Here is an 18,781-nt window from a genome sequence, read left to right on the forward strand (position 1 = left end):
GCGGGCCGCTACGCCGGGTGCAGCTCGACCAGCGAGATGTCCGGCGGCGCGCCGACCCGCACGGGCGGTCCCCAGAAACCCGCGCCGCGCGTGACGTACATGCGGGTGCCGCCGACGTCGTAGGCGCCCGCGACGGCGCCCTGCTGCAGGCTCACCGCCATCTCGAACGGCGAGAGCTGCCCACCGTGGGTGTGGCCCGCGAGCAGCAGGTCGACCCCGTGCTCGGCGGCGGCGCGGGCGTCGCGCGGCTGGTGCGCCAGCATGACCAGCGCCCGCTCCGGGTCGCGACCGCGGACCGCCGCGGGGATGTCGCCCGGGTCCTGGAACCGGTAGGCCGTGTGGTCGTTGATGCCCGCCAGGTGGAACACGCCGCCGCCGTGGCGGATGTCGACGTGCTCGTTGCGCAGTGGGCGCACGCCGAGCCGCGGCAGGTGATCGAGCCACTCCCGGTATCCCGAGTAGTACTCGTGGTTGCCGGTGACGAAGTAGGTGCCGTGGGTGCTGCGCAGCCCGGCCAGTGGCGCGGCGGCGTCGGCGAGGTGCTCGACGGTGCCGTCGACGAGGTCACCGGCGATGGCCACCAGGTCCGGCTGCTCGGCGTTGACCAGGTCGACGATGCGGCGGGTGTGGTCGCGCCCGAGGATCGGCCCGAGGTGGACGTCGCTGATCAGCGCGATGCGGAAGCCGCCGATGCGCGGGTCGAGGCGCCGCACGCGCAGGGGTACGTGGGTGACCGTCGGCGGTCCGAGCGCGACGGACACGCCGTACCCGGTGACGCCGACCGCGACGGCACCCGCCGCCACTGCAGAGCCGCGGGTGAGCAGGGTGCGGCGGGAGAGGCCGTCGCGGGGCCGGCCCGCGTCGCGGCGCGTCCACGGCCGCAGGGCGAGCCGCGGGATCTCCAGTACCAGCAGGGCCAGCGTCAGGTAGAAGAACACCGCCAGCCACAGGTAGCCGGGCCAGGCGAACCACTGCGCCACCTCCGGGTCGACGCTCGTTCCGGTGGCGAGTGCGGTGATCATCACGAGCAGCAGCGTCAGGAACGCCGCGTTGCCGATCCGTCGCCCGCGCGTGCCGCGGGTGGTGTTGTCGAGGACGATCCGTTTCCACGGGTACAGGTGCAGCGTCCCCACCACGAGGGAGACGACGAGGGCGAACATCAGGGGTTGACGTCCCAGCCCCGCTGTTCGGCGGCCGCGGCCTCGGCCTCGGCGGTCTGCCGGAACTTCTCGATCGCGTCGGGGTCGCCGTGCGTGGTGAAGTGGTCGACGCCGACGGTGACGAACAGTGCGCGGGCGCGCAGCGCGACCGGGCCGTCGTCGGCGTCGAGGCGGCCCTCGGCGCTGACGTATGTCTTCCGGCCGGAGCGGCCGTCGAGCCTGGCGGCGATGTGCAGTGTCGAGCCGACCGGCACGGGCCGGACGAAGTCGGTCTCGAGGCGGGCGGTCACGGTCGGCGTGCGGAGCAGGTTGCCGACCGTCGAGCCGAGCGCTTCGTCGAACGCGCACGCCAGCAGGCCGCCGTGGGCCAGACCGGGAGCTCCCTGGTGGTCCTTCCGCACGGTGAACGTCGACACGACGGACATGTCGTCGGCGACCGCGGACCGCAGGTGCAGGCCCAACTCGACCTCGTGGCCGCAGCCGAAGCACTCGGCGTAGTGCTCGGACAGTTCGGTGCCGGGGGCAGGGGCGTCGGGGTGCGGGCCGACCGGCTCGGCGTCGGCGGGCGGCCAGTTCTCGGTACGTGAGCTCACCGGGTCAAGCTATCCGGCCGGGGCCGACGATCACTCCCGCCGACCCCGATCTGTGGCGAACACCGCCGCTGCGCGGCCGGCCTCGTGCTGGCACGGCGCGAGGCAGGAACGGCCTGACATGCGCAGCGGGCCCTACCAGCCACCGCTGAGGAAGTCGCGTTCGCTGAAGTCCTCGTCCTCTTCGTCTTCGTCCCGAACGCGTCGCCGCGTGGGCTGCTGCTCATGTTCGGGTCCTGCCGCATGCGGACGTGCTGCGTCAGCAGTCTCGCTCTCCTCGTGCTCGGCCTGTTCAAGGCCGTGGACGATCCCAGGGCCGCTCGCCGCGAGTAGCTCACGGACCTCCGGCGCCGTGTGCGACCGCGCGTTCACTACGTCGTCCCAGGTTGCGCGGCCCTCGTCCACTGCGCGGGCCACGGCCTTGAGCTTCTCAGGGGCATCGGGCCGCTGGGCCGCTTGTTCCAACTCCTCAGGGTCGACCGGAGGCGTCTCGGGCACCTCCAGCTGTTCGACACGTAGGCGTTGCGTGCGAAACTCCGCCAACGACGCCTCGAACGTTTTCAGCGCCGCTTGCATCTGCGGCGGAATGTACTCAGCCACCGGGCCTCCTCGGGTTCTCGCCGACGCTGTAGTCCTTGTTCTCAGGCAGGTCCGTGAGGGCGTCCGCGTCCTTCAGCGCTGCGATGTCCTGAGCAATGTTCACGCCCTTCTCGGCCTGCTGCACCTTCTCCTTGATCGGAGCGAGTTGCTCTTCGACCTTGCCCTCGATGAATTCGACCGGGTTCTGCGCAGCGTCGACCACGGTCTGAACCGTGTCGATCACGTTCTTTAGCTGGCGGATTAGTTCGTATGCTTCTTGAATGATGTCTATAGCGGACCGCACCGCGTCGGCGATCCTGTACCAGCCGTAGCCGGGAATCCACGATGACGCCGCTGCCTGCGCGACCTTGTCCACGGCGGTCTTCAACGTACTGACCATGAACTGGGCGACCTTCTCGATCTCGCCCGCCACTGCCTTGTACACCTGCCCGACGAGCCGGTTGATCGGCCCTTCCATCTCGAGCGCCTGCGCGATCTTGCCCGCGTAGTCCTGGAAGGCAATGGCCGCGCCGCCGTTCCAATACGCGTCCAACGTGCCGAGCTGCGAGGTCAGATTGCCCGCCACGAGCTCGGCCCCGTCGCCGACCTGGGTCAGCACATCGCCAGCGCGCGACAGCTCGGTCCAGTTGCCGGACATCGGTTCGACCAGTTCGGTCACCGGGCTCCACGTGGTCAAGGCCGCGATCGCGTCGTCCACACCGTTGATCAGGCCGCCGACCTCGTCGACGAGTGCACGGATGTCGGCCTCCCCGTGTGGCGGCGGCTTCAGCTTGGGTTCGTCGCCCGGCGGATAGCTCGCGGGGTTCGGGAAGTCCTTGTACCCCGTGGCCGTACCCGGCAGTCTCGGGTCGTCGAACTTCTCGTACGCGGACTTGTCGGCGCCGCTGTACATCCAGGCGGCGCGATTGAGTTCCGTGGAGATGCTGGTCAATCGGTCGACTCGGTTGGCGAGCCTTACCCCGGTTGCCTGCGCGTATTGTTCTACCGGCGGTTTCAGTAACTCCATCAACCCGGTGAAGCCCTGGGTGGGCCTGGCTTCGTAGTTGATGTGCCCCATGAGCGAAGCCGCCTGGGTGGAGAGCTCGTCGGCCAGGACCGAGAACCCGGCGAGGTGCGCTTCGTCGACGGTAAAGTTCTCTGACACACATCCCCCTCAGTTGATACGTGATCGACCGCCTGGCAACCTACCTACGGCGAGATCGTCGATAGCGGCGAATGGCGATAACTACTCATTTCGAGGTAAGTACACGGTGACTACCAAGCCATCAGGCCTCGTTCTCATGACGACGGCGATTGCGGCGGCGCTGAGTCTGACGGCATGCGGTTCGGAAAGTGGAAGCCCTGAGTCTTCCCCGGACAGCGGACAGGTGTCGGCGTCCGGTGAGCAGGCCGCGTGGCAGCAGAAGGATCCGTGTTCGCTGCTCTCCGAGCAGGATCTGAGGCCGTACCTCGGTGACGAGGCGGGTTCGGTCTCACCGAAGCGCACGAGCAAGTTCGACAGGCCGACCTGTGAGTGGAGGAGCGGCAAGTACGACGGTGTGCGCCTCGCCCTCTGGCAGCCGCCCGCGCCGGACATCGTGACCGACACCGACAAGACGGTCGAGGTCGGCGAGCGCACCGGCTACATCACCTCGGAGACGTCGACGAATTGCCTCATGGACGTCAAGGCCGAGCCCGCGTATCTGCAGATCGACGTCAATGCCGCCGACGTCGACGGTGGGCGTGAGCACTACTGCGAGGTCGCCGCCGAGACGGCCCGGGCCGCGTTGACGAAGCTCGGCTGGTGAGCCGGGCGCCGCAGGTCGACCGGACGGCGCGGGCCGCGCCGGCCCGTCAGTCCTGGATCGCGGACGTCGACACGCTGCTGCCCCGCACCTCGAACGGATCGTCAATCTGCGCGAGCTTGTAGTACTCGAGGGCGTCGGCGGGCGAGAGGTTGACGCACCCGTGGCTGACGTTCCTGTAGCTCTGACCGCCGCTGCGCGGCCGGCCTCGTGCTGGCACCCTGTTCCGGCCGGAACGTCCGGCAGGCCTCACTCTTTCGGGGGCGCGAACATCGTGACGAGAGCAGTTCGACGTGTCGTGGCGGTGGTGGCAGCGGTGTCAGTGGTCGGGCTCGCCGCGTGTGGCACGGGTGGTGGCGACTCCGCGGCAGGCGCACCGGCGTCGGCGCCGGCCGACCGGGCCGCGTGGCAGCAGGAGGATCCGTGTTCGCTGCTCTCCGAGCAGGATCTGAGGCCGTACCTGGGTGACGAGGCGGGTTCGGTCTCACCGAAGCGCAGCAGCGAGTCCGACAGGCCGACCTGTGAGTGGAAGAGCGGTGACTTCGGCGAAGTCACGCTTGGGCTCTGGCAGCCGCCCGCGCCGGACATCGTGACCGACACCGACAAGACGGTCGAGGTCGGCGAGCGCACCGGCTACATCACCTCGGAAACCGAACTGAGCTGCGCCATGGACGTCAAGGCCGCCCCGGCGTACGTGCAGCTGCACGTACGCAGCGCCGACGTCGACGGCGGGCGTGAGCACTACTGCGAGGTCGCCGCCGAGACGGCCCAGGCCGCGTTGACGAAGCTCGGCTGGTGAGCCGAGCGTCGCAGGTCGACCGGACGGCGCGGGCCACGCCGGCCCGTCAGTCCTGGAGGGCGGACATCGACGTCCATTCGGGCCAGGGGTACGACCAGTCGTGGTAGTTGCCGTCCCGCGGGCCGAGGGGCACGCTGCTGCCCCGCACCTCGAACGGATCGCCGGTCTGCGCCAGCTTGTAGTACTCGAGGGCGTCGGCAGGTGCGAGATTGACGCAGCCGTGGCTGACGTTCGTGTAGCCCTGGCTTCCCACCGACCACGGGGCCGCGTGGGTGAACTCGCCGTTGTTGGAGATCCGCACGGCCCATTCGACCCGGAAGTCCTCGTAGTCGTAGGCGGGATTGTTCATGTAGTACTCGGAGTGCTTGGTCATCACGACGTGTGTGCCGCTGCGGGTGACGCGCCCGGGGTCGGAGTCGAGGCCGAAGCTCGCCGGGTAGTCGGCCGTTTGCTTGCCGTCGACGAACACCTTCATCCGGTGCGTCTGCGTGTTGGCGCGGACGAGCTGCCTGCGGCCGATCGTGAACGTCGACGACAGGTCCTCCTCGGCGTAGGCGCCGTCGCCCAGCGGGAGTCCGTACAGGTCCGCGTCGACCGACACCTCGGTGCCGGGCTTCCAGTACTCCTTGGGACGCCAGTGCACGGCCGTGTCGAGTTCCAGCCAGGCCCACGAACCCTCGGTGGCGTTCGACGTCTCGACCGACAGCGCTCGTTCGACCGCCGCCTTGTTCTTGACGGGCTCGTCGAACGTGATGGAGATCGGCATGGCGACGCCGTAGGTCTCCCCGTCGCCGACGTTCAGCCGCGCACCGTGGATCGCGGCCGGTTTCACGGTGGTGAACGAACCGCCGACCTCGGTCTCCTTGCCGTCCTCGTTCGTGGCGGTGCCTGCCCAGCGGTAGATCTTGTCGTAGCCGAGCCGTTCGGTGGCCTGCCACGAGCGCTCGTCCTCGGCGAGCTCGCCCTCGACCCGCTCGCCCATGCCGTTGGTCAGGGTGACGTCGCTGAGCGTGCCGTTCTCGACGCTCACCGCCACCTCCTCGCGCGGCCGGACGTCCTTGGCGCCGTCACCGGGCCGGAGGTTGACCTCGGCCGCGGGTGCGGGCTCCGGCGTGGCGCCCTGTGCGCCCGCGCTGCCCTGCTGCGGTGCGCCGCCGGTGCATGCCGTCAGCCAGAGCAGGATCGTCAGCACCAACGCGAGGGCCGGCGCGAATCCGCGACCGGGCCCGCTCGATTGTCTCCCCGTCACGTGGATCCGCCCCCTCCGACATCCCCGGCATCCGCGGTCACGCACGCGTCGTCGCCACGAATTCGAGAATAGTGATGGCAATCACAGTCCGCTTGTTGGTTCGAACGTGCAGCTCGCCGCCGGCCGTGACCACGCGGCTACCCAGGTGACATGGCCGGTGTGGACCGCCTCGAAACCGGTTCGGGAGCCGATCCGCCCGGTCGGACCAACATCCGTGCGGGGCTGTCCAAACGGCCGAGGCAGGGTAGGCTGCGAAGTGGCCGTTGTTTTGCGTGTTCGTGGCTTCACACTCGCGGAACTTCTAACGCGGGGCGTGAGACGGACATGCGCTCTTTCGCAGAACCTCGTTGGAACCGTCCGGATCGGCCGGGACCCCACTGCGGTGGGGTCCAGCTCAACAGCAACGAGGAGTAAACGGTGGCGCAAGGCACTGTGAAGTGGTTCAACGCCGAAAAGGGCTTCGGCTTCATCGCCCAGGACGGCGGAGAGGGCGACGTGTTCGTCCACTACTCGGAGATCGAGGGCCGCGGCTTCCGCACCCTCGAGGAGAACCAGCGAGTGGAGTTCGAGGTCGGCCAGGGTCAGAAGGGCCCTCAGGCTCAGAAGGTTCGCGCCCTCTGAGGGCGTGCGTCACCTACTGACTTTCACTGACTGACGAGTAAGCCCCCGGCGACGAGGTCGCCGGGGGCTTACTTGCGTTCGAGAGAAGTCGGCTCGAGTGGGCCGGGCGTGGTCGACCGCTCAGCGGTGCGGCGCGTCCCAGCCCGTGCGGTCGAAGAAGTGCTCGTCGGTGCGGGCCTCCGGCTCGACATGGCCGGGCCCTGCCGCGTGCCGCGGGTTCGACGTCGCACCGATCGGCGGCACGGCGTGCCCGCGTGGGTCCGTGTGCTCGTCGGGATTCGCGACGGGGGCGTCGGGCGGCGCAGGGCGGTCGCCCGGGGGGACCGCCTGCTCGGCGTGCGGGGCCGGGAAGCCGGAGTTCGCGTCCTGTCGGCCGGGGGCGGCCGGTTCGGCGTTGCCGGACGGTACGGAACCCGCCTCCCAGGCGAGGCGTTCGAGTACCCATTCCAGTGCGAGCGCCTGCGGCGAGGTGCCGCGGGCTTCGGCGAGCTCGGTCAGCTGCTCGCCCGCGGCGTGGGTCATGCGCAGCTGGTGGACCTGCGCCTCGCCGAACTTCCTGCCGGAGCCGGTGCTCTCGACGTCGTTGTCCGGGGCGAGGGCTTTGAGGTAACTCGAGAGCTCCTGGTCCTCGCCGGCGTGGTCGTCGGTGTCGTCGCGGCCTGCCGGTGCGGCGGTGCGCGGCGTGGCGGTGTCCGCGTCGTCCCGGCGTCTCGAGCCGGATTTGCCGCGGCCGGACAGCCGTCCGAATGAAGGTTTAGGCACGGCCGCCACGATAACGGTTGTGTCTCAGCGACGCGGGAGGACGTGGGTTCCGACACGTCGTGTAACAGTCGACCACTGCCCGGATTCTTCCGTTCAGAGTAGCGGTGACCCGTCTGTGTGGGCACAACGTCGGCACGTTGTGGATTCTTGTACGGATCGTGATTTCGGGCATCGCGAGGATTGCACATTGCGCCGCTGAAGAATGCCGCCGGTGCTGGTCGGGGCGGGCGTATCGCGCGCCGAATCGTTCGGAAAAAGCGTCGTGACCAGCGACGATGTGTGGTCGACGGTCGGTCTCGGAAATGGAGAAGCCCCCGCGCCAGGGGGAGGAACGCGGGGGCCGGAGGGGATCTCCACAGGCGCTGACCGGGGGTGTGTCAGCACGTCGATTGTTACACGATCCGGCCGCGAGTGGCGAGGTTTGTGGATGAAAAAAGCCCGCGGATCGCCATTCGTGGCTCGCCGCCGGTTGCCGTTCCGCGCGGGTGTACACGAATGATGTCGACATTTTTCCTGTGGCTGGGCGGCGCGCCCGCGAGATCTTGCGTGGATGCGTCGAACATATGGAGATCGCACGACGGGCGCCGTCGCTGCCCATCCGTGCCAACGGTGAGTGCACTCGGTGGGTGATCGGGAGTTCACTCTGCGGGGGGCTGGGGTTGTGTTCGCGGCGTGGCTAGCCTCGGCGCCGAGGCCGGTGTTCTCGATCACCGCCTCGATCCGGCGGAAGCCCGTGCGCGGGTGACCGTCCGCGATCCGGCGCAGCCCCTTTGGAGGAGCAATGAGCGGATCTGTGGAAGTGCGGCAGTTTCTCCTCCGGCAGGAAGGAGGAGGGCAACTTTCCGGTGTCGGCGGGTTGCCGGGGCAGCGCTCGGGGCCTGCGGACGCGCCGCGGGTTTCCGACGACCAGGTGCGCAGGGCGAGAATCGCCGTCGCCTCGGGGGCTCTCGACGCTGAGGACTGTGCCGAGTTGCTCGACATGCTCGGACTGACCGCCGACGACGACGGCACCACGCCGGTCCAGCGTTAGCCCCACCCGGCGGCGGGTCGGTGCTTGTGTGTCCAGGTGCACACCCCCTGGTCGTGCACCTGGACAACACTTGGTCACGCTAATTGCAGGTGGTGGCGGGGGCAAACGGTTGCGGCACGGCCCGCGGGCGCCGTTACCTGGTTGGCAGTTGCTGGTAGATCGCTGTTAACCCGATTGCGCTCGAAGTCGCGTGAATGTCGCGGACAGTGATGGCAGCGTGGCCCGAAGTGAGCGAGCCTGCCTCAGGAATTTCACCCGCACGGGGGTCCGACGTTACGAGCTCGCGGAGCACGTCAGCGCGCCTCCGGGCTGCCGCCGGCGGGGTCGACGGCAGCGCTCTCCGGAAGGCCGGGGCGCCGAGTGTCCCCGAGCGGAAGGTGAGCTCGGCGGGGTGTCGGTGCTTCGACGGGACGGCGGGTCGCAGGGCGAGCACCGCTCGCACGATGCCGAGGCGTTTCCGCAGGTCAGGGTAAAAGTGACCCCCGGTGTTTCGGTGATTCCCTGGGTGCCGTAAAGTAGTCATCGCTCCCGGGGAGACGACCTGGAGAGCGTGGTCGGGTCGGTTATCCGAAACCGGCCGGGCTCCCATCGTCCAGCGGCCTAGGACTCCGCCCTTTCAAGGCGGCAACGCGGGTTCGAATCCCGTTGGGAGTACGCAGTACACTGCAGGTGACGACAATAGAATACCGGCTCGGATGGCCGACATTGCATCCGAAGTCGGAACACAGCAAGGCCCTGTGGCGCAGTTGGTCAGCGCGCCGCCCTGTCACGGCGGAGGTCGCGGGTTCAAGTCCCGTCAGGGTCGCTCCGAGGAAGCGGGCTCGTCGTATGACGAGTCCGCTTCTTTCGTATCGGGCGGGTGTGTGCCTTCGCAGCGGGGTGGCGGCTGCTCGGCGGTGTCACCGGAGTGTCCCTCGTGGCTGTCCGCCCTTGCTGCACGCCGCGCCACGGCCCCTCGGCGCGGCCCCTCGCAACCGGACCCGCCGCGCAGCCCGTTGCGCGTATGCGCTAGTGTGTACAGCCAACGGCCAGGTAGCTCAGTTGGTACGAGCGTCCGCCTGAAAAGCGGAAGGTCGCCGGTTCGACCCCGGCCCTGGCCACAACGCGGAACAGCGAAAACGGCCCCTGCGAGAGTGCTCGCAGGGGCCGTTTTCGCGTGGGGCGGACAGTTCGCACCCTGTGGCAGCCGGCTGAATCATCACGCACGGCGCGTGTGGCCATGGCCGATATCGAACGGAGCGGTTTGGTGGGCCCGGACGGCGGTCGGCCGGTGGGACTCTGATCGCGCTCACGCACAGCAGCGCTGTATTTCGCTGCGCGGTTGGATGCCGAGCGTCCATGCGGCGCGTGCGCGAGTTGCCAACGGCAGCGATGAAGGTCGATGCGCGTTCTCTATAGAGAAACTCGGTTGCATCTAGCGCAACGGCCTCGATTGCATCGAGGTCATGCCGCGCCGGCGAAGGAAGCCGATGTTGTCGTAGACATCCGGAGTGTGCGCAGATAAAGCACCCATTGCGCCGATCGCAGCGGCAGTCACTGCGCGCTCGACAGTTGACAGCGCAACGCAGTCTTGCCTACGTTCACACAACTGATTTGCATAAGGAGCAACACGGCTGCGCGTCACTGTCTTTGATTTCGACTGTGCCCGCCCCGAAGACGGCGCGGTTTCCCGGGACGGACGAGGAGAAGCTCATGATTTTCGGCCGCACCACACGTGGTGAACGGCAGCAGGATCCCGACTATCCGCTCGAAGTGGTTCCGCAGTCAGCGCGGCGGTCGCCTGCAGGCTTGTTCGTGCTGCTCGTGAGCTTCTTCTTCTTCACGCCCACGATGCTCGCCGGTGGTCAGACGTCCGTGGGCTTCCGGTTCTCGGACTATCTCGGTCTCGCGCTGATCGCCGCCGCAGTCCTGGCGGTCTACGCGGCGCTGATGGGTGTGATCAGTTCTCGGTCAGGCTTGAGCACGGTACTGATCACGAAGGTCTGCCTGGGGCGTGCCGGTGGCAAGTGGTCGGCCCTGCTGCTCGGGGGGACGCAGGTGGGCTGGTTCGCCGTCACCCTCGCGACTCTCTCCGACCTGATCGGGCGCGCGCTGTCGCTGGAGTACACCTGGCCGCTCGTGCTCGTCTTCGGCGCCGTGACGGCGATGGCCGCCTACCGGGGGGCAAAGGGACTCGAGATGCTCGGGTGGGTAGCCATTCCACTCCTGCTCGCACTGTGTATCTGGGTGACCCAACGTGCCGTCGGTGACATCGGCGGCTGGGGCGAACTGATGGCGACCGAACCGATCACCGAGATCAGCGCCGGCTCGGCTCTCACCGTCCTCATCGGAACCTTCGTGAGCGGGTCCACACAGGTCGGTAACTGGTCACGGTTCTCCCGGACAGACAGGGGCGCCCTCGTCTCGATCTTCGTCGCGGTGATCGTCGCCCAGTACGCGATGTACTTCTTCGGAGGGCTCGGGTCGGCCGCCTACGGCGAGCCGGACTTCGTGCTCGCGCTCTACGAAATGGGTCTCGTCGCGGCAGGCGCGGGATTGTTGCTCGTGGCGCTGTGGACGACCAACGAGAACACCGCTTACGCCTTCGGTGTCGCCGGTTCCGAACTCTTCTCGGTGAACGACAAGCGACCGTTCGTCGCGGGCGGCGCGGCGTTGGGTGTGGTGTTTGCGCTCACCGGCATCTACGAATCGCTGTCGACGTTCCTGGTACTGCTCGGCACCTTCGTTCCGCCGTTGGGCGGAGCGATCATGGGGCAGTTCTACCTTGTCTGGCGTGGACGGCTGCCGCGCCGGCATCTGACCCGCACCGGCGGCCTTACCGGCCTGCCTGCGGTGCGCGTCAGCTGTTTCGTCGCCTACTTGCTCGGTACCGCGACGGCGAGCGCGGGCTCGGTGTTCGACTTCGGCATACCTGCTGTGCAAGGCATCGTCGTCGCAGCTGTCGCCGCCCCACTGTGCCACGTGTTGTTCGCTCGGCGGTCCGGCCGGACTCCCGACGACGATGCCTCCGGGTCGTTCGCGGACGGCCCGACACCACGCACGACCGAGCAGAAGGCAGGAGATTGATATGCCCGGCGAATTCACCTGGCCCACCGGAATGCGGGCGGCTGCGGCGTTCACCTTCGATCTGGACGCGGAGTCGTGCGCGCTGGCGGCCGACCGGTCGAACCACGATCGCATGTCGCTGATGTCTCACCAGTCCTACGGCCCGCAGGTCGCGGTGCCGCGCCTGTTGGAGATCCTGGCACGCCAAGACGTCACGGCGACCTTCTTCGTGCCCGGGCTCAGCGCCGAGATGTACCCGGACACCGTGCGCCGGATCGTCGATGCCGGACACGAGGTCGCGCACCACGGCTATACCCACGAGCCCATGGGTTCGCTGACTCGCCGCCAAGAGGCGCGGGTGCTCGACCGTGGCCTCGAGGCGCTTGACGCGGTCGCCGGTGTGCGGCCGGTCGGCTATCGCGCACCGTGGTGGGAGTTGAACTGGCACACTCCGGAGCTGTTGCTGGAACGTGGTTTCCGCTACGAATCGAGCCTGCTCGACGGCGACCGTCCATACGTCATGGGATGCCCCGATTCCGATGCGACGGGATCCCTTGTGGAGATTCCGGTCGACTGGGCGCTGGACGACTGGGAACAGTACGCATTCTATCCGGGCTGGACGGGCAGTGGGGTCATCGAGTCGCCCGTCAAGGCGAAGGAGATGTGGTTTCTCGAAGCCCAGGCCATGCATCGCGAGAACGGGTGCTTCGTACTGACGAACCACCCGTTCCTCAGTGGCCGGCCGGGCCGCGCACACCAGCTCGAAGAACTGATCGAACGGACGAAGGCCCTGCCCGGAATGTGGGTCACCACCCTGGAGCGGATCGCCGAACACACCGCGTCCCTCGGCCTCCCGACTTATCGGCATCGCCGGATGTCGGCCGAGCAGGTCCGCGATGCCTTCTCCCACGTCGACGAATGACCGCGCCCGAACCCGAGGCGAGGAACCACCCGGTGGACGACGAGTATCACGAAAGGAAATCTCGATGAGCGCCGACCTCGAACGTCTCAAGATCATCCACAATGGATCGAAGGAGAAGCGGACTTTCTCCGATGCCGAGATGGAGCGCAGGGTCGCGACGCTGCGCAAGATCATGGCCGATGACGGCGTCGACGTCGCGCTGCTGACGTCGTACCACAATGTCAAGTACTACTCCGACTTTCTCTACACCTCCTTCGGCCGCAACTACGCCTATGTCGTCACGGCCGACGACGCCTTCACGGTGTCGGCCAACATCGACGCGGGTATGCCGTGGCGCAGGACCTACGGCGACAACGTCGTCTACACCGACTGGCATCGCGACAACTATGTCCACGTGATCAGGGAGACGTTGCGCTCGCGGGGTGTCGCGGTCAGGCGGATCGGTGTCGAGGACGACACACTCCCGCTGCAGCTGCGTGACAAGTTCCAGGCCGCGTTCTCGGACGCCACCCTCACCGACATCTCACAGGCGACGATGAAACAGCGGATGGTGAAGTCGCCCGAGGAGATCGAGGTCATCAAGCACGGTGCACGCATCGCCGACCTCGGGGGTGAGGCAGTGAGGGGTGCCGTCGCCGCCGGGGTGACCGAGTACGAAGTCGCGCTGGCCGGGACCGAAGCCATGGTGCACGAGATCGCTCGCACGTTCCCGGACAGCGAGATTCGGGACACCTGGGTGTGGTTCCAGTCGGGCATCAACACCGACGGCGCCCACAACTGGCCGACCACGCGAACTCTCCGTGACGGGGACATCCTCAGCCTCAACTGCTTCCCGATGACCTCCGGCTACTACACGGCGCTGGAACGGACGCTTTTCCTGGGCGAACCCGACGCTCGATCCCTGGAGCTGTGGAACGTCAATGTGGAGGCCCACCGCCGTGGACTTGAGCTGATTCGCCCCGGCGTCAGCTGCGGCGAGATCGCGCGCACGCTGAACGAGCTCTACGTTTCCCACGACCTGCTCGCGAACCGCACGTTCGGCTACGGGCACTCGTTCGGCGTGCTCAGCCACTACTACGGCCGCGAGGCCGGTTTGGAGTTGCGCGAGGACATCGAAACGGTGCTGGAGCCGGGAATGGTCGTGTCGATGGAGCCGATGATCATGGTGCCGGAAGGGGAACCGGGCGCGGGCGGTTACCGTGAGCACGACATCCTGGTCGTGACCGAGGACGGTGCGGAGAACATCACGGGGTTCCCGTTCGGACCCGAACACAACATCATCCGCGGATGACTGTAGCGCCTGCCCCGGGCTCTCTCGTCCTGTGGCCCGGGGCAGGCCGCGTCCCTCCACGGCCCGTTCGAGTGGAAGAGATCATGGCACTATGAACGATTTCGCGGACGCGGGCGAGCGGGCCGGTTCCGACGGCCGGGGTATGTCGGTGCTGCTCAACGGCATCGCCGTGTTGGGAGCCTTCAGCAGCGAAGAGCCACAACTGGGTGTCACCGGGATCGCCACCAAGGTGGGGCTTCACAAGAGTACGGTGTCGCGAATCCTGGCGACCTTGGAACAAGCAGGTCTCGTCGAACGAGACGAGCTCTCCCGGCGATTCCGGCTCGGACTCGGTGTACTCGCGCTTGCTGGGCCGTTGCTCGGCGATCTCGACGTCCGGCGCGCCGCCTACCCCGTGCTGGCGGATCTCAGTCTTCGCACCGGCGAGACAGCGGCGTTGATGGTGTGGAACGAGCCCGAAGCCGTCTGTGTGGAGGAGGTTTCCAGTCCACGACAGGTCAAGCACACCACTCCCCTCGGCACGCGGTACAACACGGCTGCCAGTTCGTCCGTCCAGGTCTTCTGTGCGGCCGTGGACGAGAACCGGGTGCGCGGCCTGCTGGCACAGGGCTCGCTGCGTTCCGCGGGTGCCGACGATTGGACCGTGGACCGCTATCTCACTCGACTGAGTGAAGTGCGGGAGCTTGGCTACGCCGTCAACTACGGCGAGACGTCCACGGAGGAAGTCGGGGTCTCGGCAGCGGTCCATGACCATCGTGGCAACCAGGCCGCAGCCGTGTTGCTCTCGGCGCCTCGGTTCCGTGTGTCCCGGGACCAGCTCGATGCCTATGGCGACACGGTGCGGGAGGCCGCTGCCACGATTACGGCTCGCTTGGGCGGCGCATGACGGGGATTCGGCCGGTGACCGATTCGACTCGGGCCGCTGTGTTTCCGGTCACCACTGTTGAGCGCGGGTGTCAGTACGCTCATCGGGGAGGACGAGCAGAAAGGGAGCCCGCCTGGTGAGCACCGGCACCGACCACGTGCCCAGCCGGCACGAGCGCAGCTACTACCAGCGCATCGACGACCGGCGGTACAAGCCGACACCGCACACGGGCGGCGCGTGGGACCCGGACGAACAACACTTCAGCCCTCTCGGCGGCCTCATCACCCACGCCATCGAACGCGACCGCGACGACCGTGGCAGCGCCCTGGCGATCTCCCGGCTCAGTTTCGACATCCTCGGCAAGCTCGCCCTCGACGAATGCGACATCCGAGTCGAGGTGATCCGCCCGGGCCGCACGATCGAACTGGTCGAAGCGGTCGCAGAGATCGGTGGCCGCACAGCGGTGCGCGCGCGGGCGTGGCTGTTGGCACCCGGCGACACGACGTCCGTCGCGGGAGGCGACGCCGCGCCGCTCACCCCACCGGGCGAGCTGGAACGTTGGCGGATGTCCGAGTTGTGGTCCGGCGGCTACATCTCCTCGCTCGACGCTCGCCCCGTGTCGTCGCCGCAACCGGGCCGCGCCGCCGTATGGATCGCGTCGGACTCGGACCTCGTCGTGGGTGAAGCCGTCGGGCCGTGTGCCTCGTTCGTGACTCACGTCGACGCGGCCAACGGCATCGCCGTCCGCAGGCCACCGAACGAGTGGATGTTCCCGAACGTCGACCTGACCATCCACCTCCACCGGACACCCGAGCCGGGGTGGACGGGCCTCGACACCACCGTCACTTTCGGTCCCGACGGCCGCGGCATCACGAGCACCGTGCTGCACGACACCCGCGGCCACGTCGGCCACGCGCAGCAGATCCTCACCGTCCGGCCGCTGTGACGGCGCGTCCCGCCCCGCCCGTGCAACCTTCGGACGCGTTCGGCCCGTCCTGACAGGGAGTCCGCGCACAACGGCGCGGGTAGACATCGCGAGGGGGCTGCGATGAGAACTGTCGGGAACGTTTCGAGGACCGTCGGCATGACGGCGGCCGTGCTGCTGGGTGGAGCACTGGCCACGCCGGGTGCAGCAGCGGCGGGCGACGACCGTGACACTCCTGCTCCGGCGACCCCGGGCACCGCGGCGCCCGCGGATTCGGCCTCGGTGCAGGCCGACATCGACGGCGACGGTGGTCCCGAGCTGATCACCGTGCGCGAACGGGGCGACCACCGGGTGGTTTCGGCCCGATTCGCCGACCATTCGTATGTGGAGTCCGCATTCCCGTCGGACACGGCGGGTCGACTGCACCTCGACCCGCGGGTCGCCGACCTCGGCAGGGACGGCACCCAGGAGCTCGTCGTCACCACTGCCACGGGTGCCAACACGGTGACCTTCGCCGCGTTCACGTACGTCCCCGGGCAGGGCCTCGTACGCGTGACCGACACCGGCGGCGAACCGTTCACCTTCCACGACGGTGGCGGTGCGACGTCCCTGGTCTCGTACGCCTGCCACGAGCCGGATGCGGGCGACGCGACCTTCACCACCGTCCGTGCGCAGCGCACCGGCGAGGGCGAGGGGCTCGACGGGGTACGCACCCGCTACGCCGTCCACCACGACACGATCGTCCCCCGTGGTCGCACCGTGTTCCACGACGTCCCCGACGACGCACGGGTCGTGCAGGCCGATCCGGACAGCTGCGCCCCGGCGTGAGTTGCCACCGCGCTGACGGCCGGGTCAGCCCTCGCGCCTGCGGGAGAGGAACCTGATCGTCAGGCGGGCGACCAGCGCCAACCCGGAGACCGCCACCAGCGCACCGATCGGCGTCGACGGACCGGTGGCGGCCAGCGGGCCCGTTTCGTCGTCCGTGGTCGTCGTGACCGGCTGTGTCACCGGTTGAACGTCCGACGTCGCCGGTGACGGTGCGGTGGGAGCCTGCGTCGTCACCGTGCCGTCGATCGGTGCGCCGGAGGAGGTGATCGCCGCGTCGCCGGCCGCCTCGGATTCCGGTGGCGGGGGCGACATCGCCATGACGGACAGCACGGCCGCGAGCGCGGCGACAACGCGGAATGTTCGCATGGCCTTCGCAATCTGCTCAGGACTCGGTGACGCGATTCGTGCATCGAACCACCGCCCGGAATCGTCCGCCACAGCGAGGACTTCGCGCGTCGCGGTGAAAGGACTGCTCCATTTCGGTCATGTTCCGGACACGCAAGGCATCGATCAGGGCGGGCAGTCGCTAGGGCGAACAGCACAGCCAGGGCGGGCAGGCGCTAGGGCGGGCAGGCACAGTGCGAGCCCTGCGGTGCGAGGACGGCCGCGAGCAGGGAACGGTGGTCGCCGGTCGTGCCGCTGCCACGTCGTTCGGCCGCCGCCGGCTTTACCGTGGCCCTCGCGGTGCCGCGGGAGAGCGCATCCGGCATGGTGAACGCTGGGTCTCGCGCGGTTCGGGGCCTGCGATCGGCTATGGCGAGCAGTGGAGGCGGAATGAGCAATCTCGAGGCCGCACCCGAGGAGCTGACCTGCACGTCGGCGCCGAACGACCGCGGGCGCGTGCTCGAACCGCGCAGCGTGCCCCTCGGCGGACCGCGGGCGATGTCGGTGCGCCGCACGCTGCCGCAGCGTGCGCAGTCGCTCATCGGCGCCTGGTGTTTCGTCGACCACTACGGTCCCGACGACGTGTCGGCCACCGACGGCATGCGCGTCGCGGGCCACCCCCACACCGGGCTGCAGACGGTGTCGTGGCTGTTCCGCGGCGAGATCGAACACCGCGACACGACCGGTGTCCACGCGTACGTCCGCCCCGGCGAGGTCAACTTGATGACCGCGGGCACGGGCATCGCGCACTCCGAGTTCTCCACGCCCGACACGAGCGTGCTGCACGGCGTGCAACTGTGGCTGGCGCTGCCCGAGGCGGCACGGTCCACCGCGCCCGGCTTCGAGCACTACGCGCCGCCCACGGTCGACGTCGACGGCGCGCGCATGCTCGTCTTCCTCGGTTCGCTCGCCGGACAGACCTCACCGGTGCACACGTTCACCCCACTGCTCGGAGCGGAGATCACGCTGAACGCAGGCCAGGAGCTGCGGCTGGACGTCGATCCGACGTTCGAACACGGCGTGCTCGTCGACAGGGGAACGGTTGTCACGGCCGGCGTCACCGCCGAGGCGGGCAGGCTCGTGCACCGGCCCGCAGGTGCGGACACGGTGGCGCTGCGCGCCGAGGCGGACGCCCGCGTGCTGCTGCTCGGCGGCGAACCGCTGGGCGAGCAGATCGTCATGTGGTGGAACTTCGTCGGCCGCTCCCACGACGAGATCGCCGAGTACCGCCGCGAATGGGAACGCGAGCGCACGTCGCGTACGCCGGGCCGATTCGGCAGCATGCCCGCCGAGTGGGAGCAGACCATCCCCGCACCCGAGTTGCCGAACGTGCGCCTGCGCCCGCGGGGTTAGAGCTGGAACCGCCCGTGTTGCGCTTCCCGGGGGCCGTGTTGGGGGTTCGGGGGACGGTGTTGTCGCCTCGTACGGTGCTGCGCGGCCGCGACACTGCGCGTGTCCTGCGCTCGGGCCGCTGGTTGTGGTCAGGTGTCGACGAACCGGGCCAGGACGGTCGCCTCGTAGCGCACGGCGTCGGCGGCGTCCCGTCGCCCGAGCTCGTCGTACTGCGCCGCTGTCACCCGCCGTTCCGCGATGGCCTCGCGCACGATGGTCGCGACGTCGTCGACCGTCAGCTCCCGTCGTGCGACGTCGGCCGTACCGACTCCGGACACGGCCCCCGCGACGTTCTCCGATCCCGCATCAGGAGCAGCGTGCGCCGGTACCGCCTCGGCGTTGTCGATCGCGCCGAGTGCGGAGCGCAACGCGGCGGTCGCACCCTTGTCCTTCGCCTTCATGGCATCCTTCAGCGCCGTTCGCATGGCGGTTCGAAGTGTCGTCGCCTGTTCCGTCACCGGCGCAACGTAACAACGCCGCGTCCCCGCCCGCCTGCCGTTTTCGGTGCAACACGGCCCCCGGAATCCGCAACAC

The 18,781-nt window shown here is 68.4% G+C and carries 20 protein-coding genes and 3 tRNA genes; 14 read left to right on the plus strand and 9 right to left on the minus strand.

Features of this window, described 5'->3' with window-relative positions; all coding sequences use genetic code 11:
- Positions 1-8: 8 nt before the first annotated feature.
- The 4 genes from FHS23_RS05045 to FHS23_RS05060 form a co-directional block, all read right to left on the minus strand.
- The gene (locus tag FHS23_RS05045; protein ID WP_183648465.1) at positions 9-1,160 is read right to left on the minus strand and encodes a metallophosphoesterase; all 1,152 of its coding nucleotides are present in this window, start codon (positions 1,158-1,160) and stop codon (positions 9-11) included.
- Positions 1,160-1,753 (minus strand): hotdog domain-containing protein, encoded by a 594-nt coding sequence (locus tag FHS23_RS05050; RefSeq protein WP_183648468.1) that lies wholly within the window; start codon positions 1,751-1,753, stop codon positions 1,160-1,162. Before FHS23_RS05050 ends, FHS23_RS05045 begins: the two co-directional genes overlap by 1 nt.
- 132 nt (positions 1,754-1,885) lie before the next feature.
- Positions 1,886-2,350, minus strand: a complete 465-nt coding sequence (locus FHS23_RS05055) for a hypothetical protein (RefSeq protein ID WP_183648470.1) — start codon at positions 2,348-2,350, stop codon at positions 1,886-1,888.
- Positions 2,343-3,494 carry a hypothetical protein gene (locus tag FHS23_RS05060; RefSeq protein WP_183648473.1) on the minus strand — a complete coding sequence of 384 codons (1,152 nt, stop codon included), beginning with the start codon at positions 3,492-3,494 and terminating at the stop codon, positions 2,343-2,345. Before FHS23_RS05060 ends, FHS23_RS05055 begins: the two co-directional genes overlap by 8 nt.
- A gap of 136 nt (positions 3,495-3,630) precedes the next feature.
- On the opposite strand from FHS23_RS05060, the gene FHS23_RS05065 reads away from it, so the two are divergent.
- A complete protein-coding gene (locus FHS23_RS05065; RefSeq protein WP_183648476.1) occupies positions 3,631-4,137 on the plus strand; it encodes a DUF3558 family protein in 507 nt (168 codons plus the stop codon).
- 46 nt (positions 4,138-4,183) lie between these two features.
- On the opposite strand, the gene FHS23_RS22910 is transcribed toward FHS23_RS05065, so the two are convergent.
- Entirely contained in the window at positions 4,184-4,354 is a 171-nt protein-coding gene (locus FHS23_RS22910; protein WP_343053648.1) for a L,D-transpeptidase family protein, read from the minus strand.
- A gap of 87 nt (positions 4,355-4,441) precedes the next feature.
- On the opposite strand from FHS23_RS22910, the gene FHS23_RS05075 reads away from it, so the two are divergent.
- Positions 4,442-4,933: a DUF3558 family protein gene (locus FHS23_RS05075; protein WP_183648482.1), complete on the plus strand. Its 492-nt coding sequence runs from the start codon at positions 4,442-4,444 to the stop codon at positions 4,931-4,933.
- A 46-nt stretch (positions 4,934-4,979) separates the two neighbouring features.
- On the opposite strand, the gene FHS23_RS05080 is transcribed toward FHS23_RS05075, so the two are convergent.
- Positions 4,980-6,125: a L,D-transpeptidase gene (locus FHS23_RS05080; RefSeq protein WP_343053649.1), complete on the minus strand. Its 1,146-nt coding sequence runs from the start codon at positions 6,123-6,125 to the stop codon at positions 4,980-4,982.
- 474 nt (positions 6,126-6,599) lie between these two features.
- On the opposite strand from FHS23_RS05080, the gene FHS23_RS05085 reads away from it, so the two are divergent.
- Positions 6,600-6,803, plus strand: a complete 204-nt coding sequence (locus tag FHS23_RS05085; RefSeq protein ID WP_009156738.1) for a cold-shock protein — start codon at positions 6,600-6,602, stop codon at positions 6,801-6,803.
- A 120-nt stretch (positions 6,804-6,923) separates the two neighbouring features.
- Here the strand turns inward: FHS23_RS05085 and FHS23_RS23880 are convergent, their stop codons facing one another.
- Positions 6,924-7,565: a hypothetical protein gene (locus FHS23_RS23880; protein ID WP_425501080.1), complete on the minus strand. Its 642-nt coding sequence runs from the start codon at positions 7,563-7,565 to the stop codon at positions 6,924-6,926.
- Positions 7,566-8,346: 781 nt separating this feature from the next.
- Between FHS23_RS23880 and FHS23_RS05095 the strand changes: the two genes are divergently transcribed.
- The 10 genes from FHS23_RS05095 (at position 8,347) to FHS23_RS05140 (ending at position 16,471) form a co-directional block, all read left to right on the plus strand.
- Positions 8,347-8,595: a hypothetical protein gene (locus FHS23_RS05095; protein ID WP_183648488.1), complete on the plus strand. Its 249-nt coding sequence runs from the start codon at positions 8,347-8,349 to the stop codon at positions 8,593-8,595.
- 581 nt (positions 8,596-9,176) lie between these two features.
- Positions 9,177-9,249 (plus strand) — tRNA-Glu (locus tag FHS23_RS05100).
- Between the two features lie 77 nt (positions 9,250-9,326).
- Positions 9,327-9,400 (plus strand) — tRNA-Asp (locus FHS23_RS05105).
- 221 nt (positions 9,401-9,621) lie between these two features.
- Positions 9,622-9,695, plus strand: a tRNA-Phe gene (locus tag FHS23_RS05110).
- A gap of 592 nt (positions 9,696-10,287) precedes the next feature.
- Positions 10,288-11,661: a cytosine permease gene (locus FHS23_RS05115; RefSeq protein ID WP_183648491.1), complete on the plus strand. Its 1,374-nt coding sequence runs from the start codon at positions 10,288-10,290 to the stop codon at positions 11,659-11,661.
- 1 nt (position 11,662) lies between these two features.
- Positions 11,663-12,562 (plus strand): polysaccharide deacetylase family protein, encoded by a 900-nt coding sequence (locus tag FHS23_RS05120; protein ID WP_183648494.1) that lies wholly within the window; start codon positions 11,663-11,665, stop codon positions 12,560-12,562.
- Between the two features lie 64 nt (positions 12,563-12,626).
- Positions 12,627-13,853, plus strand: a complete 1,227-nt coding sequence (locus FHS23_RS05125) for an aminopeptidase P family protein (protein ID WP_183648497.1) — start codon at positions 12,627-12,629, stop codon at positions 13,851-13,853.
- Between the two features lie 91 nt (positions 13,854-13,944).
- Positions 13,945-14,739, plus strand: coding sequence for an IclR family transcriptional regulator (locus tag FHS23_RS05130; protein ID WP_183648500.1), 795 nt, complete (start codon positions 13,945-13,947; stop codon positions 14,737-14,739).
- 115 nt (positions 14,740-14,854) lie between these two features.
- On the plus strand, positions 14,855-15,664 hold the full coding sequence (locus FHS23_RS05135) for a thioesterase family protein (RefSeq protein WP_343053650.1): 810 nt from the start codon (positions 14,855-14,857) through the stop codon (positions 15,662-15,664).
- A 138-nt stretch (positions 15,665-15,802) separates the two neighbouring features.
- Positions 15,803-16,471, plus strand: a complete 669-nt coding sequence (locus FHS23_RS05140; protein WP_183648503.1) for a hypothetical protein — start codon at positions 15,803-15,805, stop codon at positions 16,469-16,471.
- 24 nt (positions 16,472-16,495) lie between these two features.
- Here FHS23_RS05140 and FHS23_RS05145 read toward each other — a convergent pair whose 3' ends face one another.
- Positions 16,496-16,837 (minus strand): hypothetical protein, encoded by a 342-nt coding sequence (locus FHS23_RS05145; RefSeq protein ID WP_183648506.1) that lies wholly within the window; start codon positions 16,835-16,837, stop codon positions 16,496-16,498.
- 408 nt (positions 16,838-17,245) lie between these two features.
- Here FHS23_RS05145 and FHS23_RS05150 point away from each other — a divergent pair, with 408 nt between their 5' ends.
- Positions 17,246-18,208, plus strand: a complete 963-nt coding sequence (locus tag FHS23_RS05150; RefSeq protein ID WP_183648509.1) for a pirin family protein — start codon at positions 17,246-17,248, stop codon at positions 18,206-18,208.
- A 128-nt stretch (positions 18,209-18,336) separates the two neighbouring features.
- Here the strand turns inward: FHS23_RS05150 and FHS23_RS05155 are convergent, their stop codons facing one another.
- On the minus strand, positions 18,337-18,672 hold the full coding sequence (locus FHS23_RS05155; protein ID WP_183648512.1) for a GatB/YqeY domain-containing protein: 336 nt from the start codon (positions 18,670-18,672) through the stop codon (positions 18,337-18,339).
- Positions 18,673-18,781 lie beyond the last annotated feature (109 nt).

The sequence above is a fragment of the Prauserella isguenensis genome, assembly GCF_014191605.1.
In the GTDB taxonomy this organism is placed as follows: domain Bacteria; phylum Actinomycetota; class Actinomycetes; order Mycobacteriales; family Pseudonocardiaceae; genus Prauserella; species Prauserella isguenensis.